The organism is Nocardia sp. 852002-20019_SCH5090214 (assembly GCF_001665865.1).
GTDB classification, from domain to species: domain Bacteria; phylum Actinomycetota; class Actinomycetes; order Mycobacteriales; family Mycobacteriaceae; genus Nocardia; species Nocardia nova.
In genome coordinates, this window is record NZ_LZMK01000285.1 from 38,552 (window position 1) to 62,419 (window position 23,868).

Below are 23,868 nucleotides of genomic sequence, written 5' to 3' on the forward strand. Positions count from 1 at the left end.
GCTTTGAGGCTGATGTAAACAGTAGGATGAACTGAAAACATTGTCAATGTCGATCGGAAGATTGATTTTTGCTCACCGGTCCAGCAGTGTGTGAGCAGACCCGCGAGAGGAGGGGTATGCCGAAGCCCGTAGCGAAGGTGAGCGCCGCAGAGATCTCGCGGCTCGCCGGCGTCACTCGTGCCACGGTGAGCAATTGGCGTCGCCGCCACGACGACTTCCCTGACCCGGTCGCGGGCAACGAGTCACGGCCGCTGTTCGATCTGCACGCCGTGCGGGAATGGCTGGCTTCGCATAGCATCGACGCGACGCAGTCGCCGGAGGCCGAACTGCGCACACTGGTTCGATCGCATGCGACGCCGCAGGCTGTCACCAAGGTGATGGAGGTGTTGCGTCGTACCGAAGACGGTTGGTCCGCCTCCGGGGCCGACGATCGGAAATTGGCGACCGAGGTCGCCGCCGCCCTGCGGTCGGCCACCAGCACCGAGCAGGTGCGTACCGCGCTCGACATCCTGTCCGAACGCGCGATGGACGATGCCGCCTCGACCGGGGTCTATGTCACTCCGCCGGCGGTGGCATCGATGATGGCGGCGCTGCTTCGGTCGGCGACCACCCCCGTGGTGCGCAGCGTCCTCGACCCGGCGTGTGGCAGCGGTAACCTGCTGCTCGCGGCCGCCCAGTGCGGCGCCGAGGAACTGTACGGGCAGGATTCGGTGCCGGTGCAGGTGCAGCGCGCCCGGTTGCTGATCGAAGCCGAGACGGCTCTGGAGCCAGTGGTGCGGGCTGGGGACAGTCTGACCGCCGACGCATTCTCCGACCTCCGGGTCGATGCGGTGCTGTGCAATCCGCCCTATGGACAACGGGACTGGGGCTCGGGTGAGCTCGCCTTCGACACCCGCTGGGATTACGGGCTCCCGCCGCGCGGAGAACCGGAACTCGCGTGGGTGCAGCACGCCATCGCCCATCTGCGGCCCGGCGGTATCGCGGCGCTGCTGCTGCCGCCCGCGGTCGCAACCCGGACGTCCGGGCGCAAGATCCGGTCCAACCTGGTGCGTGCGGGTGCGCTGCGGGCCGTGATCGGTTTGACGCCGGGTGTCGCGCAGCCATGGCACGTCGGACTGCAGATATGGGTGGTGCGGCGACCGGAAGTCGGTGCGGCGGTACCGGACTCGATGCTGTTCGTCGACACCGCCGGCGGGGCGCGTCTGGACGGCGATCGTCTCGGACAGGATGCGGTGATCGCGCTGTGGCAGGCGTTCGACGAAGGCAGCTTCGACAGCGCAGCCGAGTCGGGGGTGTCGGCGGTGGTGCGGCTGGTCGATCTGCTGGACGAGGAGGTCGACCTTACTCCCGCCCGGTATGTGCGATCGGCGCTCGATTCGGGGGCGGTTTCCCAACAGGTCGGTGCGGCACTCGACAGTCTGGGCGCGGCGGCCGCGGACCTGGCCGACGTTCTCGCCGAGGTGCCGGGCTGGGCGGAGTCTCGCGGGAAGTCGTGGCGGTTCATCGGCATCGCGGACCTGGTCAACCATGGTCAGCTGCAATGGTTTCGGGCCGCACCACCCGGTTCGGAGCGACCGCCCGGCGATCGCCGCGTTCTGACCGCGCCGGATGTCGCGAACGGAACTCCGGCCTCGGGCGCGATGGATTCGGTGCCCGACGAACCGGTCGAGGTGTGCGAGGGCGACGTGCTCATGCCCGCGGTGCGCAGCGACCGCAGCGGTGGCCGCACCGCGCGCGTCGCTACCGCGGAGGATGCCGGTGCGGTCCTCGGCCCGCATGTGCACGCCCTTCGGGTGGACCGCAGCCGGCTCGATCCGTGGTTCCTCGCCGGATTCCTTACCGGCACCGAAAACGTCTCCGCCATACGAACATCCACGGTTCGCTTCGACCTGTCCCGGCTGCGCGTGCCGGTGCTGTCGCTGGAGGAACAGCGCCGATACGGGGCGCTGTTTCGGCAGCTGTTCCTGCTGCGCACCGTGGCGCACCGGGCCTCGGCAGCCGCCGACCACACTGCCGAGCTGATCACCACCGGACTCACGGCGGGCGCCCTCGTGCCGCAGGACGAGCACAGGAAGGACAAGTAGTGAGCGAGCGTTATGCCGAGCTGCGGTCCGCGCTGATCGAACAGCCCCTCGTGGATCCGCCGCTCCTCGAGCCCGGTCCGGTTGCGCACGACTCGATTTCGCTCGAGGATCTGGTGGCCGCCGAGGCGCTGCACGTCTACGAAGCGCCGCCGACCGTCGGTAGCGGGGACACTGCGATGTTGTCGGCCAAGGACGTGCGGCTGGGTCGGGCGGCGTCGCGGTGGGGTGACTCCGACGCGCCTGGCGCGGTGCTGGTGCGAGCCGGGGATGTCGCGGTCGTCATGGGCGCCGATCCGGCCGCACACGTCTGCACCGAGGACGGTGTGCTGCTCGGCTCCGGAATTCATCTGCTGCGCGGTAGCGCCACCATCATCGACCCGCAATTCCTGGCCGGGGTGCTGCGCGCCGCGATCGCCGACGGTCCGGTCGACCTGTATCGCGTGCAGATTCCGCGTGTTCCGCTCATAGACCAACGCCGGCTCGGCGCCGCCTTCCGGCAGCTGGCCGACGTGGACGTTGCATGGCGGCTGCGGCGTGCGGCGGTCGAGCAGGTCGTGCGTGCCGGGGTCAGGGGCCTGGCGGCGGGGGCGCTGCGACCGGCTACCGTCGACGAGTAGGTTGACGTGTCGGCAGTGGTGGACTCACGGAGGTGGCGGTGACACAACCGCGAATCGACGGAGGCCGGTACGAACTGGTCCGAGAGATCGGCGCCGGTGGGATGGGGCAGGTGTTCGAGGGCTACGACAGTCACCTCAAACGCCGGATCGCGGTGAAAATCACCCACCCGAACCTCGACCGGGACCCGAACTGGATTAGGCGTTTTCTGCGCGAAGCCGAATTCATGGCGCAGATCAGCCACCCCGGCATGCCCGCAATCCACGACGCCGGCATCTCACCAGGCCCGCCCGAACGGCCGTATCTGGTCATGGAATTCGTCGACGGCACCACCTTCGACGAACTCCTCGCCCGGCGCGGCCCGCTCCCGGTCGGGGTCGTGGCGACGCTGGGCGCGCAAGCCGCGGCAGTGCTGGTCGCGGCGCACCGCAACCGGATCTACCACCGCGATCTGAAACCGTCCAATCTCATGCTGTGTGCCGACGGAACGGTGAAGGTGCTCGACTTCGGCCTCGCCGTGACCACCGACACCGGCATGACCCGGTACACCAGCACCGGAAATACGCTCGGCACACCGGCCTTCATGGCACCCGAACAAGTCGAGGGGCGCACCGTGGTGCCGCAGACCGACCTGTACGCGCTCGGGCTGGTGCTGTACGAACTGCTCACCGGAGATCGTGTGATGACCGGGAGCTCGCCATATGTGGTGTGGCAGAACCAAGTTCACTTCACGCCGAACGAGATCCGCCGTGAACGTCCCGATGTTCCGGTCGATATGGCGCGGTTGATCATGAGTTCGATTGCGAAATCGCCGGACCGCCGGCCCGAAGACGCTGCCACCGTCCACGCCGTGTTGATGCGTTACACCGATGGTGTGGCGGAGCTCCCGGAAGTCAAGGACCCGTACGGACCGGCACGGATGTACGCCGCCGCAGCCAGCACGGCCGGTACGTCGCGCACCGCCGCGACCGTCGTCGCGCCGACGATCGTCACCGGCGAAACCGTGGTAGTACCCCCGCGTACCACCGATTTCAGCCGCTCCGATATCGAACGCGCCATCCACCGTGCCCGCGATCTCGCCGCCGAATCGCGCTTCACCCCCGCCATCGCGAACTTGAAAACCGTGGTGGAACAAGCTATTTCGCAACTCGGTCCGCGGGATGCCGATGTGGTGGAAGCCCGCCTCAACCTCGCCGCACTCCGATTCGACAGCAACGATTTCACCGGTGCCGCGGAACTGTTCCGCACCCTCATCGACGACCTCACCGCCGAACGCGGCCCATACGACGAACAGGTGATGCACTGTCAACGCCAACTCGCCACCTGCGATGTGCAAAACGGTGACATCACCGCGGCGCTGACCCGGTTGCGCCGGCTGCACAGTCAGATGGCGGTGCGGTATGGGGAGCAGGATCGGCGAGTGGTGGACCTGGTCGAACAGATCAAATTGATCGAGATGGGAGGGGAGCGGTGAGAATCTCGGACTCGCGACATCGTTTCGCATAGCGGATTCGCGCCTGGAACGATGTTTGCAGTGCTGAGATCTCCCGGTTCGGATCCTGCGTCGAAATGACCTGACGGGGAAGCTCGTTCAGGTGCGCCGACTGCCGGCGAAATACGCACGGGGCGTTACCATGTGCGCTGCAGCAGCTCTTTCGCGACCGCGATGCTCGATTGCCGTGCTTCCTCGGTGGACATCTGGGTGGTCCAGAAGAGGTGCCGTTGTTCGCCCCGGACGTAGACGTTCACCAGCAGATTGCCCTGCCACACGGCCAGTCGCATCAAGCTCTGATCGTTGCGGTCCGTGGTCACAGCGAATGTTGCTCCGTCGCCTAATCCCGGCACTGCGGTGTCCGTTCGCCGCCCCATGGCGTAGGGGGTCTGAGCTTGCCGGTCGAATTGTTCTCGCGCCGTGCCACCGGTCCGTGGAATGTCGAAGCGCTGCACACGAAATTCCAAGTGACGCGGGTCGATACCGTCTTCCCCGCGCACTTGTCCCCAGTTGCACGACAGGTTGAGGTCGCCGCCTTCGGGGAGGTGGGCGGCGCTCTGATCGGTGAGTTGTTCGAAATTGTGTGTGCGCGTTTGCGTGAGGACACCGGGATCGAGGCGGCATTGCATGGGTGCGGGTGTTGCGGTCGCGATTGTTCCGCTCGGCGAGTGCACGTGCCGATAGCGAACCGAGAGCACGACAACCACGGGGATGAGCAGCAGAACAACCACAATGGCGGCGAGACGGCGCGAAAAGCGTTGTGGTCGAGAATGCTTCGTCGTCGATGCTGTCGCCATGTCTCCTCGGCTGCTCATGACGGTCGGGGGAGCAAGCGCGGTCGACGTTCTGTGGCACACCCTGCGGATTCCCGTCGGGCCCCGGCATGTCCCCGACGTGTCCGTTCACGAATTGGTCGACCGTGATCCAGCTGGTGCTTCTCCAGGGTTGTAGACCTCCAGCCGGTGGCCGTCGTGTCCGATGATGAGCATCTGATGCCCCTCCTTGCCGCTGGTGGTCTGGAACGGGACGGGTCGGCCCCGATGTGTACTGGATCTGCTCTGGGGGACGTATTTCGCGGGGCAGAACGGTCTATGCCTCCCCAGGCACCGACCCGCGAGATTCGAACGCCGCTACGAATCGCGGGTGTGCCCTGATCCGTACTGATTCGAGATCGGCAATGGGCCGGAACAGCACGAACGTCGTGGAGCGGCGGTAGAGCAGGTATGCGGCGATCAACCCGAACAGCCCCCATCCCGGGAAGACGGCCAACACAAGCGGTACGGGAAGGTGGTCGGAGGTCGTTGTTTGGGTGGCTGCGAGGATGACGAGAATTGCGGCGAGGCCCAGAAGGACGATCGCGTGTGCGGTGTATTGGCAAAACCTGCTCGTGCGTTCGCATTTCGCGCAGATCGGCCACGTTCCCTCGAGGATGGTGGATGGTGGGTTGACCTCGAACCATCTGAATGTGGCGACGCGGTAGAAGCCTCGCAGCAGGAATCGGACTTCGTACGAAGGGGTTCGCTGTATCCATTGTTGTTCTGTAGAACGCCGGACAGTCTTCGGGCGGAAGTCGAAGTCCTTGTTGCGCTGTTCGATCGCCGTCTCGCCGTGGCGGGTACATACGTCGGGTAGCTCGTCGGCCAGTTGCAGGACGAAGGTTTCCTGCGGATCGAAATCGGGGTCTTCCGCGAAGTCCTCGCGGAGGCGAATTCGCACTGCCATATCGGTTTGCGCGCCCGAGCGGGGGTTCACTCCAGCCATCCTCGGTTGCGTCGCTGTTGGAAGTAGAGATCGTCCTCATCCGGTTCATCGGGGGTATACAGCTGCTCGCGATTCGGTTTTCTCGTTTGTGGGATCACCGGGCTGCCAGTATCTTTCGCGGAAGTCGAGGGAGTCGGCGGCACATTGCTCGGAGGCGGGGTGGGCGCGGACTCGTGCTGATCGCCTCGCAGACGTTCGAGTTCTTGTTCGCCTGCTTGGGCCAGAGCCTGACGCTGGTCTTCCGGCATCGTCAGGGCGCGGTTCAGCTGGCCGGCGGGTACGGAGTCCATGATTCCCGCGAATGCGTCGGAAGTACCGAAGTCTCGCATGCTGCGGCGGCCGTTCAGTACATCGTCGAGTTGCTTTCGCAGATCGGGGTCGGTTACGGCGGACTTGATCGTTTCCAGGGAACGGCGCAGTTGGCGGGACACTGCGATGTCGCCGTGTGCCACGTCGAAGCTGACTTCGGAGCGATCTTCCATTCGATCAAACCCCCGGGTGGTCGTAGGTCGAATTCGGCAGTGCGGGAAGGTTTTCCGGGGTCGTCTGGCTCGACAGTGCGTTCAGCAACCCGATCATCCCGTATATCGCCTTGTACGCGGTGGTGACGAGTTTGATGAGTTCGCCCACCTTCGCCACGATTTGGACCAGGTAGGCCGCGGACACCGCGGCTTGGGCAGCTGCGGCGGGAGCGCCGACCAGACTGGAAGCGAGCACCGCCTCCGCCGCTTGCGACGCGAGCCAGAGCAGGGCCAAATCGGAGATGTCCTGTAGAAAGTCCCCGACTCGGCGGCCCAGTTCCCGCATGCCGGTGCTGATATTCGTCAGCTGCCGTTCGATCTCTTCGAGCGGGCGAACTTGGAACTCGACGCAGGCAGCGAGATGCGTGAAATAGGTCTGCGAGCTGTCGGCGGCGTGACCGTGCCAGGTGGCGCCTGCGGTCTGTAGCCACTGAGTGTTGATCGACTCCGCATACGCCGAATTGAAGCGGCTCAGGTTGCCCGCGGCTCCGGCGGCCTTCGCGACCGCCTCCCAGTCGCCGTTGACCTTCTCTCCTGCCCAGCCGTAAATGTCGAAGCCGACGAGGGTTTTGATCGTGGTCGAGATGTAGTAGGCGGGGGAGACGAAATTTCCCCCGGCGATGAACGACACCAGGCCCGGCATCGGGTCCTCGGCCTGAGGGTCGACGAGCTTCTCTTCGGGACGGGTCATCGCGCATTCCCCGGATATGTCTCGTCGAGCTGCCGAGCGTGCTCGTAGTCGGTCGTTCGGTAGAGCTGGGCGGCTTTGGCGAGTTCGGTCGCCGAGCCGTCGGCCAGCGTCTGGAGGTGCTTGTAGTTGTCCTCGAGATTTTGCCGGATATGCTCGACGATCCCCTTGACCTCGACGAATATGCCGGTGTGGGCATCCGAGAGGTTGAACCACTTCGTCGCGTGGCTGCCTGCTGCGCCGGCTTGGCCCGCGAGATCACGCATCGCGCCGCTGAACTTGTCCACATCGTCGGGTACGACTTGGAAGTCGGTCATCGCGCTCCTTGCGTGCGGGGTTGAACACTTCTGATCTGTTGGACGGACGATGCCCGCGGTCGGTTCCGGTCAACTTCCACCGGCGCGCTCTCTGCCCAGGGCGGCAGACGTGAACGCCGACGGTCTCGACGAGTCTTCCGCGGTTCGCGAACGTTCGCATCGATCGTCTGCCGCCGACGTGGATTCGGCTGGCTTCGATGAAGTTTCGCGGGACGAGGCGGGAGTTGCTCGTCGGAACGTTGCTGAACGAGGCCGCTCGCATCCGTCGCGGCCGAGATGGGTAACTCGGGCTTGCGCCTCCAGCGCCGCACGCGGTATCCACCAGCATCACGCACGACCGTCACCAACCGCCAGCTCTCCCAGATCTTGCCGCGATGGCCGAGGGCGGTGGGTGTCATGAACCCAGGACCGTGTCCTCCTCGCGCGCATCGTAAGTCTCGCGCGCAGATTCGATGGCCGGCATATGGTCGGCTGCCCACGCCAGCAGTACGTCGACAGGATGGCGCAGGGTTTTGCCGAGGGGGGTGATTCGATATTCGATCGCGACCGGGCGGGTGGTGACGACTACGCGTTCGATCACGCCGTTGCGCTCGAGTCTGCGCAAGGTCGCGGTGAGCGACTTCTGGGTGACCGCGGGAATGGCGCGGCGTAGTTCGTTGAAGCGGCACGGGCGTTCGCAGAGTTCGTTGAGGACGCTGAGCGACCACTTGTCGAGCACTTGATCGAGTAGGTCACGGTGCGCTGTCTCGATGCGGATTTCACCGTTGGTATCCATGCTGAAACCTGGTTTCGTTGAAGTGTCCTTCATCAACTAAGTATCTTAGCGATACTTCGAAACGAAAGGTCCAGAGCATGACTGTCAAGCACTTCACGCCCGAGGGAATGTTGCAGCCGACCCCCTACCATCACGTGGCTGTAGGCACCGGATCGCGCCAGGTGCACGTCAGCGGGCAGGTCGCACATTTCGCGGACGGCACTCCGGTTGTGCCGGGCGATCTCGCCGGCCAGGTCGCCCAGGCACTGCGCAACACTGCTCGCGGATTGGCCGGTGCGGGTGCGTCTTTCGCGGATGTGCTGCGCCTGACGTTCTACGTCACCAGGTGGAGCCCGGAGCAGATCGACGACTTCATGGCCGGCGTGGAGGCGGTCGCCGCGGAGATCGGACTGCCGATTCCGATGCCTCCGGCGTCACTGATCGGTGTCGACTACCTTTTCGAGCCGGATGTGCGGGTGGAGGTCGAGGCGACCGCGGTGCTCGACTGACCGGCAGGAATATCGGCTAGCAATTTCATGATTTCTCAATGCATATCGCCGAGATGGGCGGTTACCCGCCCGCACGACCCGGTTTCACTGCCCTCGCCACGGTGCACGCGGGACTGGGTATGTGCTCCCGGCCCAACTGCCCTGGGCCGGGAGCACCTGCCTGTCGAAGCTGTCGTGAATGATTCGGCTGCCGGTATGCCCCATGGCGGCAACCGCACGGGCAGCCTCGTCTCACGCTAGCCGCCCCGTCAGCGAGGCGGCCGAAAAGACTAGAGACGCAAGCTCTCCGCGCCGGTGTGATTGCGGCGCGAACCCTGTTTGGCAGTCCGAATCCCGGGAATACGGGCGCAATGGGAACCGCCGTCAAGTATGTGATCGGCCTCGTCGAATCGACGGGGACCGCTCGGGCAGCCGACTTCGACATCGAGGGCATCGTCGACAATCTGCATGCCTTGGTCGACGACTGGGACTTCAGCATCATCGACCGCCCTTTGTTCTGGGGCGTCATCGCCAGCTACCAGCGGTGATAACGGTTTCCTGAGGCCCGCGTGGCCCGGGTGACGCGCTCTCCGACGAGCAGCGACGTGCCGGACGCTGTGCAATCGGCGAGACATACGCGGTCGTACCCCACTTCCGCCGCCACTCGCCGCGTTGCGGGGGTCCCAGCGCCGATCGGGCTATGGCTCGTTGTGGGCAAGGTCGGCGGCGGTGTCCGCAAATAGCCGCACAACGTAGTCGATGACTGCGGAGGTGGCGCTCGCACACTCGCCGTGGATTCGAGCGGTGGTGGTCGAACTCGTTTACCCAATACTGTGCCGCCTTCGTGTTGGGTCGTTGCGCGGTAAGTCGGCCGGTCGCTCGGTTCGAGGCTTCAGCTGGATTACCTGCCTGCGGTGACGCTCGATATCACCCCACAGTCCGATGCCATGCCATACCTGGGGGTGAGTTGAAACGAGAAGCCGGCCAATAGCTTCGGTGTATCGACACGTCACCCCGCCCCACCGCGCGATGCACCGGATCCCGATCGACATCGGTCGGGATCCCGAGCGGGCGAGGTGTCGTCCGCGCCTCAGCTCCCAGGAAGAACCATGACGACACCGGCTTTGGTCCCACTGCCCTCCCCGAGATCATCGCGGCGTACCGACGGTGATTACGCCCGCCTGTTACGTCGAATCTCCGACGCGGGCTTGATGAATCGACGTCCCGTCTACTACGCCATCCGGCTCGGCCTCGTCGGGATTGCGTTCGTAGCCGGCTGGGTGGCCCTCGTGCTCGTCGGCGACTCGTGGTGGACGCTTCTGGTCGCGGCGTTCATGGCCGTGACCTTCGCTCAGGTCGCGCTCGTCATGCATGACGTCGCCCACCGTCAGGTGTTCCGGCTCCGTCGCCGGTCCGAGATCATGGGTCGGGTCGTCGGCAATGCCGGGATCGGACTGGCGTACGGGTGGTGGCAGGACAAGCACACGCGGCATCACGCAAATCCGAATCACGAGGAGCTGGATCCTGATGTCGCGCCGGACATTCTGGTGTGGTCGCAACGGCAGGCGCGGGCCAGTCGTGGGTTGCCTCGGCTGATCGGGCGGGCGCAGGCGTTCCTGTTCTTCCCGCTGCTGATGTTGGAGGGGCTGAATTTGCATGTGGCCGGGGTGCGGGCGCTCCGGAACCGGGCGGTCAAGCACCGTGTAGTGGAGGGCGTGCTGCTGTTCGGGCATTTCGCCGGCTATCTGGGAGCACTGTTCGCAATTCTGCCTGCCGACAAGGCTTTTGCGTTTTTCGTTGTGCACCAAGCGCTGTTCGGGCTCTACATGGGGTGCATCTTCGCGCCGAATCACAAGGGTATGCCGACCTTCACGGGAGACGACCGGCCCGACTACTTGCGCCGGCAGGTGTTGACCTCGCGCAATGTGCGCGGCGGCGTGCTGACCGATATCGCTCTCGGTGGGCTGAACTATCAGATCGAGCACCACTTGTTCCCCAGCATGCCGACTCCGAATCTGCGGTACGCCCAGGTGATCGTCCGCGATTACTGTGCCGAGATCGGCGTGCCGTATCACGAGACCGGGCTGGTCACCTCGTACTGCGAGGCGCTGAGGCATCTGCATGACGTCGGTGTGCCATTGCGCAGCGGAGGTTCGCACCAGGCGCAGGATGTGCCAAACGAGGGGCCGGCAGCGGGACGCTAGGCCGGCTCGATTCGAACGCCCATCGCTCTTCGCGCCCGACCCTCGCGTGACCGCGTTACGCACCCACAGCATTGCGCTTGGCGGCACTGCATCAGGCGCCCGCAGCATCGCCCGTGCAGCTGGTGGCACCGCGCCACGCGCCCGTCACCGCCAGACGCGGCGTCCCCGCGTCACGCCCCGCGGCACCGCGCCGGACCGTGGGGCACCGCGCCAGACCGTGCGGCACCGCGCTAGACCGTGCGGCACCGCGCTAGACCGTGCGGCACCGCGCTACACCCGCGGCACCGCGCTACATCCCGTCAACCCTGCGCCACCGCGCTACGTCCGCGAGGCCGTGCCGCGCACGAAGAAGTGCTCGTGCCCTTAATCCACAGCATCCAGCATCGACCGGCGTGCGGGGATGTGTACTGATCGTGCAAACCTCGCCGAATTTTGCAGTTTTCTCGCATTCCCGTCGAGGTTTGCACGAAAAATTCGGCCCCGACGTCCAGTCGACATCGCGCGACGCGAGTTGCAGCCCAACTTCGTGAAGTCGCCACCATTCGCGCTACTCAGCGGGCGCACAATGGGCCGTGCGAGGATCGGAGCACTCAACCACGGGAGATGTGATGACCACACTGGAACAGGCGGTGGAGCTCGGTCGCGCCGAGAAGGGGCTCGCCGTCGTCTCCACTCTCAGATCCGACGAGACCATCCAATCCACGCTGGTCAATGTCGGGCTGCTGGCTCATCCTTCGACGGGTGAGCCGGTTCTGGGTTTCGTTACCTACGGCAAGGTCAAGCTCGCGAATCTTCGCGCTCGCCCGCAGGTGAGCGCCACTTTCCGGCAAGGCTGGGCATGGGCGACAGTGGAGGGGCGCGCCCAGATCGTGGGTCCCGACGATCCGCAGCCGTGGATCGACGCCGAGGGATTGCGTCGGCTTCTGCGTGATGTGTTCACGGCCGCCGGCGGTGAGCACGACGACTGGGACGAGTACGACCGCGTGATGGCGGCGGAGCGCCGTGCGGCGGTCCTGGTCGAACCGACTCGGGTGTACAGCAACGGCGGCTAGTTTCGACGAAAGGGATTGGGCCATGCGGATATTGAGGACGCCCGACGAACGCTTCACGGGGCTGCCCGACTTTCCGTTCGAACCGCATTACGTCGAGGTGCCCGCGGGTGACGGGACCACGCTGCGGATGCACTACCTGGACGAGGGCCCGCCCGACGGTGAGGTCGTGTTGCTGCTGCATGGTGAACCGTCGTGGTCGTACCTGTATCGGCGGATGATCCCGGTGCTGGTGGCGGGTGGCCTGCGCGCGATCGCGATCGACCTCGTCGGCTTCGGCCGCAGCGACAAGCCGGCGGACCGTGGGGACTACACCTATCAAGCACACGTCGACTGGACCTGGGCGGCGATCGAAGCCATCGGCCTCGACCGTATCACCCTCGTATGCCAGGACTGGGGTGGATTGATCGGGCTACGTCTGGTCGGAGAACATCCCGATCGCTTCGCGCGCGTTGTCGCCGCGAATACATTCCTGCCGACCGGTGATCGCCATCCCGGCGACGCGTTCCTCGCATGGCAGCGCTTCAGCCAGGACACACCCGACTTCCGAGCGGGGAAGATCGTCAACGGCGCGTGCCTGACCGATCTCTCTCCCGAGGTGATCGCTGCCTACGACGCTCCCTTCCCCGACGACACCTACAAGCAGGGCGCGCGCCAGTTCCCGCTCCTGGTTCCGACCAGTCCCGAGGATCCTGCCGCCCCCGCGAACCGGGCCGCGTGGGCAGTCCTGGAGACGTTCGAGCGGCCGTTCCTGTGTGCCTTCTCGGACTCGGATCCGATCACGCGCGGCGGGGACAAGGTGCTGTCGTCGAAAATCCCTGGCGCCGCAGCGCATTCACCGGTGACCATCACCTCGGCCGGGCATTTCCTCCAGGAGGACAAGGGCGAAGAACTCGCTGCAGTGGTCGTCGACTTCGTCCACGCGACGCCGTTGGACCAGTCGCTCGCCTGAGGCGACTGGATTGGCAGCGTGCCCGACTCGACCGCTGCGGCTGTCCCCTTGCCATCGATGGTCGCGGTCGGGCACTGCCTAAGCGATCCGCAGCGCGGGCTGGGCCAATTCCGGATCCGGGTCGTAGAGCGGATCGATCAACCGGGCCACGTCCCACCAAATCCGGACGGTGTCCGAGCCGGTATCGCGGTCGTGCGGGCCGCGAACGCTCCGGGAAAAGACAAGTTTCCTTGACATTGGATGTCAAACATCCTTAACATTGGTTTCGTGGTCGGCGATCAGCAGGAGCATCCGGTACGCAAGCGACGGCGCGAGTGCCGGATGACCCAGGCGCAATTGGCGACGACCGTCGGCGTCAGCCGGCAGACCGTGATCTCGATCGAACAAGGCGACTACGCGCCGAGTGTCTATCTCGCGCTGCGGATCGCCCGTGCGCTGGGAACGACGGTGGAAGACATTTTCTGGACCGAGGATCTGGAGGGGACATGGCCAAAACCACTGCATTCGAAGACATCTTCCTAGCGCCCGACGAACCGGCCTGGGGCGACGAGCGCGCCCGCGAGGAGTTCTACCGAGGCTCGACCATCGCGCTGTGCGCCACGATCTACGGCTGTTACGCCATCGCCATCGTCGCCGCAGCGTTGGATGCCAAGTGGGTATCGCTGCTGATCTTCGTGCTGCCCAGTCTCACATCACTTCTGCTCCTGCGCTATTGCGCGCGGCGCGGCATCGATATGCAGACCGTGCTGAAAGGCTTCCCGCCGCGGCGTAAACGGATCGCGTATGCCACGACGTATCCGCTGATCGCCGCGTGGGTGATCGTCTTCCTGTGGCGCACCCTGCCATCGGATTCGTTGCCGCAGAGTCTGTTAGGCGCGGTGGTCGGCGGTGCGGTCGGAGCGGCTGTCGCCGGAACGATCGCAAAGCTCGTTCGGCGCCGCTCTGCAGCGCAGCAACTTCCCGAGGACGACAGCTTCGACTAGCGATACGTGTGAAGCTTCCGCTCTCACCGTGGAAGATGATGTGCCGCAGCGCGATAACGTCCCGGGGGAGTGCTGTACTCGCGCTTGAAGGCCTTGGCGAAGGCGAATTCGGAGGTGTAGCCGACTCGCTGGGCCACAGTGTGCAACGGGGTGTCGTCGGAGCGGAGCAAGCGGCCGGCGAGAGTCATGCGCCACCAGGTCAGATAGGCCAGTGGGGATCGGCCGACCGTGGCGGTGAAGCGGCGGGAGAAGGCGGCGCGTGACAGGCCGCCGAGGGTGCCTAGTTCCTCTACGGTCCACGGCTTTTCGGGGCTGGTATGGATGGCGCGGAGGGCGGTGGCGACGGGGCGATCGGCCAATGCGGCGGCCCAGCCGTTACGCGGGGTCCCGTCGTCCTCGGTGTCCAACCACCAGGCGCGCAGGATGTAGAGCAGCAGGGTGTCGAGCAGGGACGTGATGATCGCGTCCGAACCGGGCTGGGACTCCTCGAGTTCGGTGCCGAGTAGTTCGACCGCCGCTCGCAGGGAGCGGTGCGCTCCGACTCGTGGGCGCAGATGGACGACATCGGGGAGGTCGGTGAGCAGGGGGTGAGCGCGTCGACGGTCGAGTTGGTATGCGCCGCAGAGCAGTAACGTACTGGGCGCCTCGGGTTGGTGGGGTTCCGTCGCGGGTGGTGGCCACGATCCGTCGGGCAGTGGGTTCACCACGCGCAAAGGTACGGACGGATCGCTGGCCAAGGCGTGGCCGCGGCCGTGCGGCAGGAAGACGATATCGCCGGGGCCGAGCGGAGTGGGTTCGCGATTCTCGACGATCAACCATGCCGAACCTTGCAACACGACATGGAATCCCGTGCCGTCGGACGCGGGGAAGCGCATTCCCCACGGAGCCGACTTGTGCTGGCGCGAGGAGTGCGGGCGGCCGGTTCGCATCGTCGCGACGGCATCGCTGAGTACGTCCAAACCCATATCCGCATGGTAGCCGCGAACGGCGCAGCGAGACGAACGGACATTTGCGCGAGACTTCCACGCATAGATCATCTCCCCGACGGTACATATCGTCGATGGCATGACAACCGACGCGATTTCCGCACGCACCGTCGTCTTCCACGAACTCGGTGACCCCGAGGTATTGACCATCGAGAATCTCGACCTGCCCGCTCCCGGACCGAAGGAGGTACTCATCCGCATCGAAGCACTCGGACTCAACCGAGCGGAGGCCTTGTTCAGGGCCGGCACCTACTACTATCTGCCGACGCTTCCGGGATCCCGGCTCGGCTACGAATCCTCCGGGGTGATCGAGGCGGTGGGCGCCAATGTCACCGAATTCGCTGTGGGGGACAAGGTTTCGACGGGCCCGAATATCGAGATGAGCTCGGCGGGGGTCTACGCCGAGCGGGTCGTGCTGCCGGTGGAGTCCGTGGTGCCGCGCCCGGAAGGCCTCGACGCGGTGACCGGCGCGGCCACCTGGCTGACCTACTCCACCGCATACGGTGGACTGATCGAAACCGGTGGGCTGCGTCCCGGTGACCATGTACTGATCACCGCGGCGTCCAGCGGTGTCGGTATCGCCGCGCTGCAAACCGCTGCCCGCATCGGCGCTATCCCCATCGCGGTCACCCGCACCGGCGAGAAGAGTCGATACCTCCTCGACAACGGGGCGGCGCACGTCATCGCCTCGGGCGATACCGACGTCGTGGCCGAGACCCGCCGCATCACCGACGGCGTCGGCGCGCAGGTGATCTTCGACGCCGTCGGCGGACCGGGCCTGGCCGAATTGAGCACGGCCGCAGCGCATAACGGCACCGTCGTCGTCTACGGTTGGCTCGACCAGCGCCCGATGGCGATGCCCATGAACTGGCCGCTGCGAATTCTCGGGTACGCGAACATGGAGCTGTCGGTCACCGCCGACGGTCGCCGCCGGATCAACCACTGGATCGCCTCCGGCATCCGCGATGGTGTCTTCCGGCCGCACGTGGGGGCGGTCTTCGACGGTCTCGACAGCATCCGCGACGCCCACCGTCTGATGGAATCCAGCACCCACACCGGCAAGATCGTCGTCAAACTCTGAACGTGGGCCATGACGCACAAGTGGAGCCGTCGCTGGTCGCCGGCGAGGGTGACGTCCGGCTCGCCGCCATCGTCGTGGATGGTCGAGCAGTTCCTGGTGCTGGTTCCGGCATCCGGGGTGCCGCGCTCGGGGTTTTCCTGCGAAAGCAAGGCGTCGTCGAGCGATGAATCGCGGGAGGATCGGCGGCGTGGCTCGAAGAGCTCCGGACGTAGGTCTGCCCATGCTGCGTCGCGAAACCAAGCGCTGTAGCAGTGGATTGGTGAAAGGTGCCGATTGCCGCTGCGGAGTAGCCTCGACGCGGGGTGGGCAGGTGAAAGGCGATATGTATGTCCAGTGGGAACATGTTCAGCGTCTATGGGCGGATGAAGGCTCAGCCCGGCTGGCGTGACGAACTGATCGCTGTGCTCCTCGCCGGATTTCGCGCCGGCGGAGACGAGAGCGGCCTGCTCCACTACAGCATCAACATCGCATTCGACGACCCGGACACGATCTGGCTGACGCAGCTGTGGCGCGATAAGGACGCACACGACGTCACCACCCGTTCCGAACCGGTGGCGGCGGTCTCTCGCCAGGTTCCGCCGCTCCTGGCCCAGCAGCCCGAAGGCGGTTACGGCCACACCGTCCATGTCGGCGGTCGAATCACCGAAGGCTGAGCGGGTCGCGCGACTGGCCGTCCCAGACCGCGAGTGGCCGAATCGCCCCGGCCGCAAAGGCTGGAACAGCACGACGGTCATCGCTCCGCCGATAGAGAAGCGCGGCGAGGGTAAGACGGAACGGCACCCCGGCGGCTACCCCATGACCGCCAGATGGGTGACCGATGGAACTGACGGAGCCGGAGGCGCGTCGGCTGAACCGCTTAGGCCCGGATCGCCGTAGTCACCGTGTACCCCTTCGGATCTCGCCACGACCGGCCCGGGTTGGCTGCGAACCAGCCGCGCAATTCGGATTCCACCTCGGCACGGATCTCGGAGTATTCGGGCGCGGCCGGTGTGACGCCCGAGAACGCGAACAGCGATTCCGCGAACCGAATCGCGGGTTCGGGTTCCGGGATGACCAGTGCGTTGTCGGACGATCGGACTTCGGCGTTGCCGAAGACATCCCGCATCATGGCGGGCACGGTGTCGGAGTTGACGGTGTGGTTCATCATGTCCGGCGGCTCTCGGAACCCGTAGCGGCCGGCGACGGCCGTGACGAGGTCGCGGGTCCGTGCGCACGCTCTCGCATGGTTGACGACGACACATACCGTGCCGCCGGGACGGACCACTCGTCGGAACTCCCGGAGAGCGGCGACCGGGTCGTCGAGGTGGTAGAGCATGTGCCTGGCCGTCAGGCAATCCCACGCTCCGTCGGGAGCCGGTATCTGCTGTGCCGTCGCGCGGACACCGGCCCCACCCGGCACCCGGGCCGCCGCAGCCGCGGCCGACGGTGAGGCATCGAGACCGCACAATCGCCCGGCATGGCCGCGCTCGGCGAGGAGGGTAATGAATCCTCCGGTACCGCAACCGATATCGATCAGATGCTCGGATCCCGAGAGTCGCAATGCATCGAACACCGAGGCGTTCACGTCGTCGTCGACCTCGGAATAGAGCTGGTGCGTCCGGATGCGGATCCGAAGAGCATCCAGGTTCGCGTACTCGGAGATGAGCGACGGAGTTGTCATCGGTGCCCTTCCGGATCGGTGCCTCGCCCTGAAACCACTCTGCCGCAGAGGCACGCGGGGCGCTCGACGTTCGGTGAACAGGAATCCGACAGCGCCGCACCGGTTGCCGATGCCGGGCCCTCGCAGGGTGACCGCGGTCCGGGGGACAGGCCGTGGTGACGAGTGGGCTGAGTTCTGCCGGGACGTCGACGCTCATCCTCTGTCGCCGATCCGATCCCGAATGCCCCACGACACCGACCCGACTGAGGAATAATCGTCGAAGTCGTTGCGTGACAAAACATGTGAATGACGGGGGTGGCTGGTGAACGACTATCTGTCTCTGCTTCCATCGACCTTGCAGTGGATTTCCAGGCAACTCGATTCGGTGTCGCCGATACCGTGGCCGCTGTGGATCGGCGGGTTGTTTCCGGTCTACGTAGCTGTCGTGTCGGTGCTGCTCTGGTTTCTGCGTGGGTCGGTGTGGCCGGTTCAATGCGCTTATCCGCGCACGAGCAAGGGGCGACCGTGCCGCAATTGGGTGCCCGGCGAGTGGATGCGCTGTCGCCACCACAATCGCCGTGTCACATATCGGTACGGGCACCAGGTGGTGAAACTGCAACGCTGGCAGACGCTTACCAGGGGCAACAAGATCGTGGATAGGCCGGAGATCGGTGTGGGAGCGCTGAGGCTGCGCCCGGCCGATGCCACCTTGCTGTACGAGAGGGGTTACGCCAGACCGCCTTTGGCTGTGGTGCGGTTGCTGCCGGACAAGGTCGAGGCGGTGCTGCGGCGGGTGAAGGAGGCACGCTTGAGGAATCCGGCGCCGCCCGCGGACGATGCGGACTCCGGCCGCACACCCTACGAACCGATCGCGACGGAACGGCGGACCGATATCGCGAGAGGGCTGAACCAGGTTGTCCGAGCGACCCAGTTCGCGACGATCGCCTTCTGCGTCGCCATCGTTTTCACGATCATCGCGATATTGCTCCGCGACACCGCTCAGACCGTCCTCCAGTATGTGGCGACACTGGGATTCGTATTGGCTTGGGCGGCAACGAGTGCGGGAGTCTACGGGCGCAGCGAGACGTGGCTCAAGGGCGCATGCCTGAAATCACTGAAATGGTGGGCGGGCATTTTCGTGCCGGTGGGTCTGCTCAATCTCGCCTTCACGGTCATGAACAAATCTCCCGCATAACGCCGGATGCTCTCGGCCCGGCCCATCGTGACGAGTTCTGTGAGGGCCACGGGAACCCGGCGCAACCGCGATCGTTCGCCGACGAACCCTGTCAAGCGCGGTCGTGGAGGGTGATGTGGTAGCCGTCGGGGTCGGCGAAGGTGAAGGTTCGGCCGAAGGGGCCGTCGATCGGTGCGGAGACGATGGGGTGACCGTCGGCGGCCAGAGCGTCGTGGATGGTTTGGACATCTGTGGCGTGGAGCCAGATCGCGGTGCCGATTCCGGGTTGGGCCGCGGACGCGAGATCGGTGCCGGGGACGATGTCGCGGAGTGCGAACGCGATCGGCTTCGTCTCGAAGACGACGGCGTGCGGTGGGCCGGCCGGTGAACGGACGAGGCCGAGGTACTGCTCGTAGAACGCCTGTGCAGCGGCGAGGTCGCGGGTTTGAAGTGAGATGAAGTCGGGGCCGGTGACGGACATGAGGATGCTCCTTAGGTTGTGTCAGGTTTCTGACACGGACAACGCTATGTCAGAATGCTGACATGAGTCAAGACGGCGCCGGCGTCGACCTCGAGACGTCACTGGGCTACCTGCTGAAAGAGGCTTCGAGCGTCCTTCGCGTCGCCATGGAGGAGGTATTGCGGCCGCTCGGGATGAGCGTGACCCACTACTCCTGCCTCGAGCTGCTGGCTCAACGACCCGGCTTGTCGAACTCGGAACTGGCGCGGGGTGCGTTCGTGACACGGCAGTCGATGAACGTGCTGCTCCAAGCCCTGGAACGAGACGGCTACGTGACCAGGCCCGCGGAGGCGCCGGTCGGAAAGGTGCTCCCCACGCGGCTCACGGCTCGCGGACGACGGAGCCTCGAGAAGGCGAGCGCGGCGGTCCGGTCCGTCGAAGACAGAATGCTGGCCGGCCTGACCGAGAGCGAGCGGGCGACCGCGTTGCGGATCCTTCGGAGCATGATCCGCTCCCTGCGCGAGGGCAACGACGACGCATAACTCGTTACCTTCGCTGTAACGTGACTGAAGTCGCTCATTCGTGGTAGCCGGAACATATGGCCACGCACGTGAACGAAAGGGAACGGAAGTACCAGTTGCCGATCACGGGTGGGGTGCCGCTCGATGATGTGCCCGGTATGACTCTCGACCCGCTGACCGACGAACAGGTGCTCGACGCTGTTTACCATGACACCGCGGATCTGCGGTTGGCGCACAAGGGAATTACGCTTCGGCGCCGGACCGGTGGGGACGACGCGGGGTGGCATCTGAAATTGCCGCTGGGGGAGGACACCCGCGAGGAAATCCAGGTCCCGCTGGGGCGCGGGGGCAAATCGGCGCCGGAGGAACTGACCGACATGCTGACGGGCATCACCAGGGGCCAACCGCTCGCGCCGGTCGCGCATATCCGGACGAAGCGGCGGAAATGGCGGCTGCTGGACGAGGCGGGCCGAGTCGCGGCCGAGGTCGTCGCGGACAGCGTGTCCGGTCAGACGCTCGGTGAGTCGTCCTCGGTGATGTCGTGGGAGGAGATCGAGGTCGAGTTGGCCGGCGGTGGTCCGGATGTGTTCGACAGCGTCGAGAAGAGATTGGGCAAGCCGTCGGATGCGCCGCCGAAGGCGCTGCGCGTCCTCGGTGTCCGTACCGAGCGGCGTCCGCCCGAGCCGGGCGTGCAGGGTTATATGCGCGAGCAGGCGGACAAGATGATCGAGCAGGACGTCCTGATCCGGCGCCGCGCCCCCGACTCGATACATCAGATGCGGGTGGCGGGCCGCCGGTTGCGCAGCATCCTGCAGGCCTTCAAGGGATCGCGAGAGCTGCGCAACGAGCTGAAGTGGCTCTCCGGGGTGCTCGGAGACATGCGGGACCTCGAGGTTCTGCACGACCACCTCGTCGCGGAAGTCAGGGCCTTACCGGACGAACTGGTGATCGGCGAGGTCCGCCGGCGGCTGACCGAGTCATTCGTCCCGCGCCGGTCGGCGGCCCGCGCCGACGTGCTCGAGGCACTGAACAGCGAACGGTATTTCGCGCTGCTGGACTGCGTCGAAACCAGCCACCGACTGCCGCTGAAGCGCACGGAGGCCAAAGCGCTGCGCAAGACGCGCCGCCGTGTCGACCGCGCCTTCGACAACATCGGCCGGCTCGGTACCGATCGCGGCCTGCACGAGGTGCGGAAGGCGGCGAAACGTACCCGCTACGCGGCCGAGGCGACCGGCAAGAAGAAGCTGGCCCGCCGCATGAAGAGGTTGCAGAAATCCCTCGGCGTCCACCAGGACGCGGTCGTCGCCCGCGCCGAGGTACGCACCCTCGGCGTCCAGGCGCACCTGGCGGGGGAGAACGCTTTCACCTACGGCTTGCTGTACGGCAGGGAGGTACAGCGCGCCGAGAAGGTGCGGCAATCGCTGCGGCTCGGAGAGCGATAGGCGACCCTACCCGCCGTCGGGTTGCGCGAAGCGGGCGATGGCGCGGGCGATCGCGTCGCTCATGGCAGGACTACCGGTGTGGCCGGAGTCGTCGATGACGTGCAGGCGAGCGTCCGGCCACACCTTCGCGAGTTCCCAGGCGGTTTCCAGCGGCGCGCTGAGGTCGAGGCGGCCGTGGATCAGGTCGCCCGGGATCCCCGCCAACCGCCCGGCCTCGCGGAGCAGCACACCTTCGTCGAGCCACGCCGCGTGCGCGAAGTAGTGCGTGCAGATGCGGACGAAGGTGAGCATCGCGGTGTCCGGCTTCGCGCTGTATTGCCCTGGGCGGCCGAGTGATTCGTGTGCGATCACCGCGTCCTCCCAGCGGCACCACTCGATCGCGGCCTCGCGGCGCACCGCCGGGTCCGGGTGTTCCAGGAGTTGCCGGTAGCCCTCGACCAGGTCCCCATCGCCGGGCAGGCCGGCCCGGAATCGCTCCCATTCGGCGGGCAGCAGCGGTGCGACACCCCGGTACAGCCAGTCGATTTCGCGGCGACGGGTCGTGGTGACGCCGACCAGCACGATCCCGGTGACACGCTCCGGATACCGCTCGGCGTAGGCGAGGATGAGCGTCGAACCCCAGGAGCCGCCGTACATCAGCCAGCGGTCGATGCCGAGATGGGTGCGCAGCCGCTCCATATCCGCGATCAGGTGCTCGGTGGTGTTCACGGCCATGTCGGTGTCCGGGGCGGCGGCGCTCGGAAGGCTTCGGCCGCACCCGCGCTGATCGAACTGGACGATCCGGAAGATGTTCGGGTCGAACGACTTTCGTGGTCCCGGAGTGCTGCCGCTGCCCGGCCCGCCGTGCACCACGAGCACCGGCCGCCCCGTGGGGTTGCCGCTGGTGCACCAGTACATCTGATTTCCCTGGCCGACCTCGAGCAGGCCGTCGGCGTACGGGTCGATCGGGGGAAAGGAGGTCGGCACGGTTGCCGAGGTTAGCGGAACAGGGGTGACGGCGTCGACGACTCAGTCGGGGATCAGGGCATACACCTGTACGACGAATTCCTGCGTCGCCCCGTAAGGATCGGCGATGTAGAAACCGCGGCGGGACAACGACTTCCGCTCCAGCGGCATGCGGGTTCTGCCGCCGGAGACGATGTTGGAGAGTACGCGCTGGTCGTAGTTGGCTCGGACGTCGACCATCACACTGAACTTGATCACTTCGGTGCCGGGGCCCGTCCGCCAGAGCAGTTCTTCCGCTTCCGGCGGCACGGTCGCGAACGAGAAGTTGTCACTCGATCGCGCTTTCTGATTGCGCCGAGGCTGTGAATCCGACCGGACCTCGGCGACCAAGACCTCTCGCATCGCTGCCCTCCCTGTATGTCTTGCGCCGCTTCGGGGTGTCATCGAATCTTAGCGGTTAGGGCTGTCCGATCCCCGGTTCGTGATGTCATCGGTGTCGCGGGACGGCGCGGGGACGGATGAGCGTTCCGGATTCGTACTCTTCCATCGCGTGGGCCAGCCAGCCGGCCGTTCGCGCGACGGCGAAGATGATTTCGCCCGCGCCGGGAATCATGTCGAACACCGTGGCGAGAACGCCGAGTCCGAAATCGCTGTTCATCGCGGGCAAGCGCCGGTGCCGCAGCTCCGCCGAAATCGCTTCGGCCACAAGGAGAGCCGGGTGATCCGGTGCGATCGTTCGGATCGCATCCACCAGGTAGGTGCCGCGCGCGTCGCCCGATCGGTAGACCGCGTGGCCGGCGCCGGGAATGCGTTCACCGCGGCGCAGACGCTCGTCCAGCGCCTTGGGTACGGCGCCGGGATCGGTGATCTCGGCGAGCATCCGCTCCACCGCCAGCGAGGCGCCGCCGTGCATCGGGCCGCCGAGAACTCCCAGGCCACAGCCGACCACGGCGTAGGGGTCGGCATGCGCCGAGGCCGCGATCCGGGCCGCGAACGTGGAGGACGCCAGCTCGTGATCGGCCAGCAGAACCATTGCGGCGCAGAGTATGTGCAGTCGGCCGTCGTCGGCACGCGCGGTGGCGGACAGTCGTGACCACAGCATCGCGGCGGCGGATCGTCCGACCGGGATGGACAGCTGGGGAAGGGCCTCGATCATGCCGGCGATCATGGCGCGCGCGATGGTGACGACGGTCGCGCGGTCGCGGTGGAAGCGCAGGGGGTCGCCGACGGCCAAGGTGGTGACGATGAGTTGCAGCCGGTCGATCGGCAGCAGGCCCTCGGGCAGGCCGGCCTGGGTGGCGCGGGCTGCCGCTACCGCCTTGTCGGAGAATTCCCAGGGGCCGCTGTCGGTGAGGTCGCCGTCCCACAACCATTCGGCGACGGCCTCGAAGGTGTGCGAGGCGGCCAGGTCGACGGCGTCGCGACCGCGGAAATACGGCCGGTCGACGCCCAGGGTGGTGATGCGGGAGGCGATGTCGATCTCGGTCGGCGCGGGTTTGCGGCGCGGTTTGCCTCGCCGGGCCAGCTCCTCGATCTCGGCCGGATCGAACAGGCTGCGCCGCCGGACCGGGTCGTAGCGGCGTTTCAGCACGCCACGGCTGACGTAGGCGTAGAGGGTCGCGGGCTTCACCCCGAGCCGTTCGGTGGCGTCGGCGGTGTCTATCCACTCCATGGGTTGACCATAATCAATATTGATTACGGTCGTGCGGGGG

Annotated in this window: 28 protein-coding genes; 15 read left to right on the forward strand and 13 right to left on the reverse strand. The window is 65.9% G+C overall.

The window, feature by feature from the left end; all coding sequences use genetic code 11:
- Positions 1–116: 116 nt before the first annotated feature.
- Genes A5780_RS22065 through A5780_RS22075 form a run of 3 tightly spaced genes read left to right on the forward strand, consistent with a single transcriptional unit; the run spans position 117 to position 4,173 of the window.
- Positions 117–2,084 (forward strand): N-6 DNA methylase, encoded by a 1,968-nt coding sequence (locus tag A5780_RS22065; RefSeq protein ID WP_197521832.1) that lies wholly within the window; start codon positions 117–119, stop codon positions 2,082–2,084.
- The gene (locus tag A5780_RS22070; RefSeq protein WP_064909475.1) at positions 2,084–2,701 is read left to right on the forward strand and encodes a hypothetical protein; all 618 of its coding nucleotides are present in this window, start codon (positions 2,084–2,086) and stop codon (positions 2,699–2,701) included. Before A5780_RS22065 ends, A5780_RS22070 begins: the two co-directional genes overlap by 1 nt.
- Positions 2,702–2,739: 38 nt before the next feature.
- A complete protein-coding gene (locus A5780_RS22075) occupies positions 2,740–4,173 on the forward strand; it encodes a serine/threonine-protein kinase (protein WP_231983051.1) in 1,434 nt (477 codons plus the stop codon).
- Positions 4,174–4,328: 155 nt separating this feature from the next.
- On the opposite strand, the gene A5780_RS22080 is transcribed toward A5780_RS22075, so the two are convergent.
- The 6 genes from A5780_RS22080 to A5780_RS22105 all read right to left on the reverse strand — a co-directional run bounded on the left by A5780_RS22080 (position 4,329) and on the right by A5780_RS22105 (position 8,286).
- A complete protein-coding gene (locus A5780_RS22080) occupies positions 4,329–4,988 on the reverse strand; it encodes a hypothetical protein (protein WP_156769608.1) in 660 nt (219 codons plus the stop codon).
- 292 nt (positions 4,989–5,280) lie between these two features.
- Positions 5,281–5,943: a hypothetical protein gene (locus A5780_RS22085; RefSeq protein ID WP_156769609.1), complete on the reverse strand. Its 663-nt coding sequence runs from the start codon at positions 5,941–5,943 to the stop codon at positions 5,281–5,283.
- On the reverse strand, positions 5,940–6,434 hold the full coding sequence (locus A5780_RS22090) for a hypothetical protein (protein WP_064909478.1): 495 nt from the start codon (positions 6,432–6,434) through the stop codon (positions 5,940–5,942). The genes A5780_RS22085 and A5780_RS22090 overlap by 4 nt, the downstream gene beginning before the upstream one ends.
- Positions 6,435–6,438: 4 nt before the next feature.
- Entirely contained in the window at positions 6,439–7,164 is a 726-nt protein-coding gene (locus A5780_RS22095) for a hypothetical protein (protein ID WP_064909479.1), read from the reverse strand.
- Positions 7,161–7,478 carry a type VII secretion target gene (locus A5780_RS22100; protein WP_064909480.1) on the reverse strand — a complete coding sequence of 106 codons (318 nt, stop codon included), beginning with the start codon at positions 7,476–7,478 and terminating at the stop codon, positions 7,161–7,163. Before A5780_RS22100 ends, A5780_RS22095 begins: the two co-directional genes overlap by 4 nt.
- Positions 7,479–7,872: 394 nt before the next feature.
- Entirely contained in the window at positions 7,873–8,286 is a 414-nt protein-coding gene (locus A5780_RS22105) for a helix-turn-helix domain-containing protein (RefSeq protein WP_197516580.1), read from the reverse strand.
- A 44-nt stretch (positions 8,287–8,330) separates the two neighbouring features.
- Here A5780_RS22105 and A5780_RS22110 point away from each other — a divergent pair, with 44 nt between their 5' ends.
- The 5 genes from A5780_RS22110 (at position 8,331) to A5780_RS22125 (ending at position 12,925) form a co-directional block, all read left to right on the forward strand.
- Positions 8,331–8,741 (forward strand): RidA family protein, encoded by a 411-nt coding sequence (locus A5780_RS22110; RefSeq protein ID WP_030514836.1) that lies wholly within the window; start codon positions 8,331–8,333, stop codon positions 8,739–8,741.
- A 350-nt stretch (positions 8,742–9,091) separates the two neighbouring features.
- Positions 9,092–9,268 carry a hypothetical protein gene (locus A5780_RS41205; protein WP_181065144.1) on the forward strand — a complete coding sequence of 59 codons (177 nt, stop codon included), beginning with the start codon at positions 9,092–9,094 and terminating at the stop codon, positions 9,266–9,268.
- A gap of 561 nt (positions 9,269–9,829) precedes the next feature.
- Positions 9,830–10,924 (forward strand): acyl-CoA desaturase, encoded by a 1,095-nt coding sequence (locus A5780_RS22115; protein WP_064909482.1) that lies wholly within the window; start codon positions 9,830–9,832, stop codon positions 10,922–10,924.
- 608 nt (positions 10,925–11,532) lie between these two features.
- Complete coding sequence (locus tag A5780_RS22120; protein WP_030514834.1) at positions 11,533–11,976, forward strand: TIGR03618 family F420-dependent PPOX class oxidoreductase; 444 nt, start codon at positions 11,533–11,535, stop codon at positions 11,974–11,976.
- A gap of 22 nt (positions 11,977–11,998) precedes the next feature.
- Entirely contained in the window at positions 11,999–12,925 is a 927-nt protein-coding gene (locus A5780_RS22125; protein WP_064909483.1) for a haloalkane dehalogenase, read from the forward strand.
- Between the two features lie 78 nt (positions 12,926–13,003).
- On the opposite strand, the gene A5780_RS40140 is transcribed toward A5780_RS22125, so the two are convergent.
- On the reverse strand, positions 13,004–13,162 hold the full coding sequence (locus A5780_RS40140) for a hypothetical protein (protein ID WP_156769610.1): 159 nt from the start codon (positions 13,160–13,162) through the stop codon (positions 13,004–13,006).
- Positions 13,163–13,165: 3 nt separating this feature from the next.
- On the opposite strand from A5780_RS40140, the gene A5780_RS22130 reads away from it, so the two are divergent.
- Both A5780_RS22130 and A5780_RS22135 read left to right on the forward strand, forming a co-directional pair.
- Positions 13,166–13,447: a helix-turn-helix transcriptional regulator gene (locus A5780_RS22130; RefSeq protein WP_063016007.1), complete on the forward strand. Its 282-nt coding sequence runs from the start codon at positions 13,166–13,168 to the stop codon at positions 13,445–13,447.
- A complete protein-coding gene (locus tag A5780_RS22135) occupies positions 13,411–13,908 on the forward strand; it encodes a hypothetical protein (protein WP_030514831.1) in 498 nt (165 codons plus the stop codon). Before A5780_RS22130 ends, A5780_RS22135 begins: the two co-directional genes overlap by 37 nt.
- 23 nt (positions 13,909–13,931) lie before the next feature.
- Here the strand turns inward: A5780_RS22135 and A5780_RS22140 are convergent, their stop codons facing one another.
- The gene (locus A5780_RS22140) at positions 13,932–14,873 is read right to left on the reverse strand and encodes an AraC family transcriptional regulator (protein ID WP_227463111.1); all 942 of its coding nucleotides are present in this window, start codon (positions 14,871–14,873) and stop codon (positions 13,932–13,934) included.
- Positions 14,874–14,973: 100 nt separating this feature from the next.
- Between A5780_RS22140 and A5780_RS22145 the strand changes: the two genes are divergently transcribed.
- The gene (locus A5780_RS22145) at positions 14,974–15,975 is read left to right on the forward strand and encodes a zinc-dependent alcohol dehydrogenase family protein (protein WP_064909484.1); all 1,002 of its coding nucleotides are present in this window, start codon (positions 14,974–14,976) and stop codon (positions 15,973–15,975) included.
- Between the two features lie 326 nt (positions 15,976–16,301).
- Positions 16,302–16,628, forward strand: coding sequence for a putative quinol monooxygenase (locus tag A5780_RS22150; RefSeq protein WP_064909485.1), 327 nt, complete (start codon positions 16,302–16,304; stop codon positions 16,626–16,628).
- A gap of 203 nt (positions 16,629–16,831) precedes the next feature.
- On the opposite strand, the gene A5780_RS22155 is transcribed toward A5780_RS22150, so the two are convergent.
- Complete coding sequence (locus A5780_RS22155) at positions 16,832–17,635, reverse strand: class I SAM-dependent methyltransferase (RefSeq protein ID WP_064909486.1); 804 nt, start codon at positions 17,633–17,635, stop codon at positions 16,832–16,834.
- Positions 17,636–17,936: 301 nt separating this feature from the next.
- Between A5780_RS22155 and A5780_RS40145 the strand changes: the two genes are divergently transcribed.
- Entirely contained in the window at positions 17,937–18,809 is an 873-nt protein-coding gene (locus A5780_RS40145) for a hypothetical protein (protein WP_064909487.1), read from the forward strand.
- A gap of 91 nt (positions 18,810–18,900) precedes the next feature.
- Here A5780_RS40145 and A5780_RS22165 read toward each other — a convergent pair whose 3' ends face one another.
- Positions 18,901–19,269, reverse strand: a complete 369-nt coding sequence (locus A5780_RS22165) for a VOC family protein (RefSeq protein ID WP_064909488.1) — start codon at positions 19,267–19,269, stop codon at positions 18,901–18,903.
- A gap of 62 nt (positions 19,270–19,331) precedes the next feature.
- On the opposite strand from A5780_RS22165, the gene A5780_RS22170 reads away from it, so the two are divergent.
- Both A5780_RS22170 and A5780_RS22175 read left to right on the forward strand, forming a co-directional pair.
- On the forward strand, positions 19,332–19,790 hold the full coding sequence (locus A5780_RS22170) for a MarR family winged helix-turn-helix transcriptional regulator (RefSeq protein ID WP_064901436.1): 459 nt from the start codon (positions 19,332–19,334) through the stop codon (positions 19,788–19,790).
- Positions 19,791–19,846: 56 nt separating this feature from the next.
- On the forward strand, positions 19,847–21,211 hold the full coding sequence (locus tag A5780_RS22175; RefSeq protein WP_064909489.1) for a CYTH and CHAD domain-containing protein: 1,365 nt from the start codon (positions 19,847–19,849) through the stop codon (positions 21,209–21,211).
- Between the two features lie 6 nt (positions 21,212–21,217).
- Here the strand turns inward: A5780_RS22175 and pip are convergent, their stop codons facing one another.
- The 3 genes from pip to A5780_RS22190 all read right to left on the reverse strand — a co-directional run bounded on the left by pip (position 21,218) and on the right by A5780_RS22190 (position 23,828).
- Positions 21,218–22,177 carry a prolyl aminopeptidase gene (gene pip, locus A5780_RS22180; protein ID WP_064901440.1) on the reverse strand — a complete coding sequence of 320 codons (960 nt, stop codon included), beginning with the start codon at positions 22,175–22,177 and terminating at the stop codon, positions 21,218–21,220.
- 42 nt (positions 22,178–22,219) lie between these two features.
- Positions 22,220–22,558: a hypothetical protein gene (locus A5780_RS22185; protein ID WP_064901442.1), complete on the reverse strand. Its 339-nt coding sequence runs from the start codon at positions 22,556–22,558 to the stop codon at positions 22,220–22,222.
- 85 nt (positions 22,559–22,643) lie between these two features.
- Complete coding sequence (locus tag A5780_RS22190; RefSeq protein WP_064909490.1) at positions 22,644–23,828, reverse strand: citrate synthase; 1,185 nt, start codon at positions 23,826–23,828, stop codon at positions 22,644–22,646.
- Positions 23,829–23,868: the final 40 nt, after the last annotated feature.

Coding starts and splice junctions, on each gene's coding strand:
- A5780_RS22065 (WP_197521832.1), top strand. CDS start 117: ATGCCGAAGCCCGTAGCGAAGGTGAGCGCCGCAGAGATCTCGCGGCTC.
- A5780_RS22080 (WP_156769608.1), bottom strand. CDS start 4,988: ATGGCGACAGCATCGACGACGAAGCATTCTCGACCACAACGCTTTTCG.
- A5780_RS22090 (WP_064909478.1), bottom strand. CDS start 6,434: ATGGAAGATCGCTCCGAAGTCAGCTTCGACGTGGCACACGGCGACATC.
- A5780_RS22095 (WP_064909479.1), bottom strand. CDS start 7,164: ATGACCCGTCCCGAAGAGAAGCTCGTCGACCCTCAGGCCGAGGACCCG.
- A5780_RS22100 (WP_064909480.1), bottom strand. CDS start 7,478: ATGACCGACTTCCAAGTCGTACCCGACGATGTGGACAAGTTCAGCGGC.
- A5780_RS22105 (WP_197516580.1), bottom strand. CDS start 8,286: ATGAAGGACACTTCAACGAAACCAGGTTTCAGCATGGATACCAACGGT.
- A5780_RS22110 (WP_030514836.1), top strand. CDS start 8,331: ATGACTGTCAAGCACTTCACGCCCGAGGGAATGTTGCAGCCGACCCCC.
- A5780_RS41205 (WP_181065144.1), top strand. CDS start 9,092: ATGGGAACCGCCGTCAAGTATGTGATCGGCCTCGTCGAATCGACGGGG.
- A5780_RS22115 (WP_064909482.1), top strand. CDS start 9,830: ATGACGACACCGGCTTTGGTCCCACTGCCCTCCCCGAGATCATCGCGG.
- A5780_RS22120 (WP_030514834.1), top strand. CDS start 11,533: ATGACCACACTGGAACAGGCGGTGGAGCTCGGTCGCGCCGAGAAGGGG.
- A5780_RS22125 (WP_064909483.1), top strand. CDS start 11,999: ATGCGGATATTGAGGACGCCCGACGAACGCTTCACGGGGCTGCCCGAC.
- A5780_RS40140 (WP_156769610.1), bottom strand. CDS start 13,162: ATGTCAAGGAAACTTGTCTTTTCCCGGAGCGTTCGCGGCCCGCACGAC.
- A5780_RS22130 (WP_063016007.1), top strand. CDS start 13,166: ATGTCAAACATCCTTAACATTGGTTTCGTGGTCGGCGATCAGCAGGAG.
- A5780_RS22135 (WP_030514831.1), top strand. CDS start 13,411: ATGGCCAAAACCACTGCATTCGAAGACATCTTCCTAGCGCCCGACGAA.
- A5780_RS22140 (WP_227463111.1), bottom strand. CDS start 14,873: ATGGGTTTGGACGTACTCAGCGATGCCGTCGCGACGATGCGAACCGGC.
- A5780_RS22145 (WP_064909484.1), top strand. CDS start 14,974: ATGACAACCGACGCGATTTCCGCACGCACCGTCGTCTTCCACGAACTC.
- A5780_RS22150 (WP_064909485.1), top strand. CDS start 16,302: ATGTCCAGTGGGAACATGTTCAGCGTCTATGGGCGGATGAAGGCTCAG.
- A5780_RS22155 (WP_064909486.1), bottom strand. CDS start 17,635: ATGACAACTCCGTCGCTCATCTCCGAGTACGCGAACCTGGATGCTCTT.
- A5780_RS22165 (WP_064909488.1), bottom strand. CDS start 19,269: ATGTCCGTCACCGGCCCCGACTTCATCTCACTTCAAACCCGCGACCTC.
- A5780_RS22170 (WP_064901436.1), top strand. CDS start 19,332: ATGAGTCAAGACGGCGCCGGCGTCGACCTCGAGACGTCACTGGGCTAC.
- A5780_RS22175 (WP_064909489.1), top strand. CDS start 19,847: ATGGCCACGCACGTGAACGAAAGGGAACGGAAGTACCAGTTGCCGATC.
- A5780_RS22185 (WP_064901442.1), bottom strand. CDS start 22,558: ATGCGAGAGGTCTTGGTCGCCGAGGTCCGGTCGGATTCACAGCCTCGG.
- A5780_RS22190 (WP_064909490.1), bottom strand. CDS start 23,828: ATGGAGTGGATAGACACCGCCGACGCCACCGAACGGCTCGGGGTGAAG.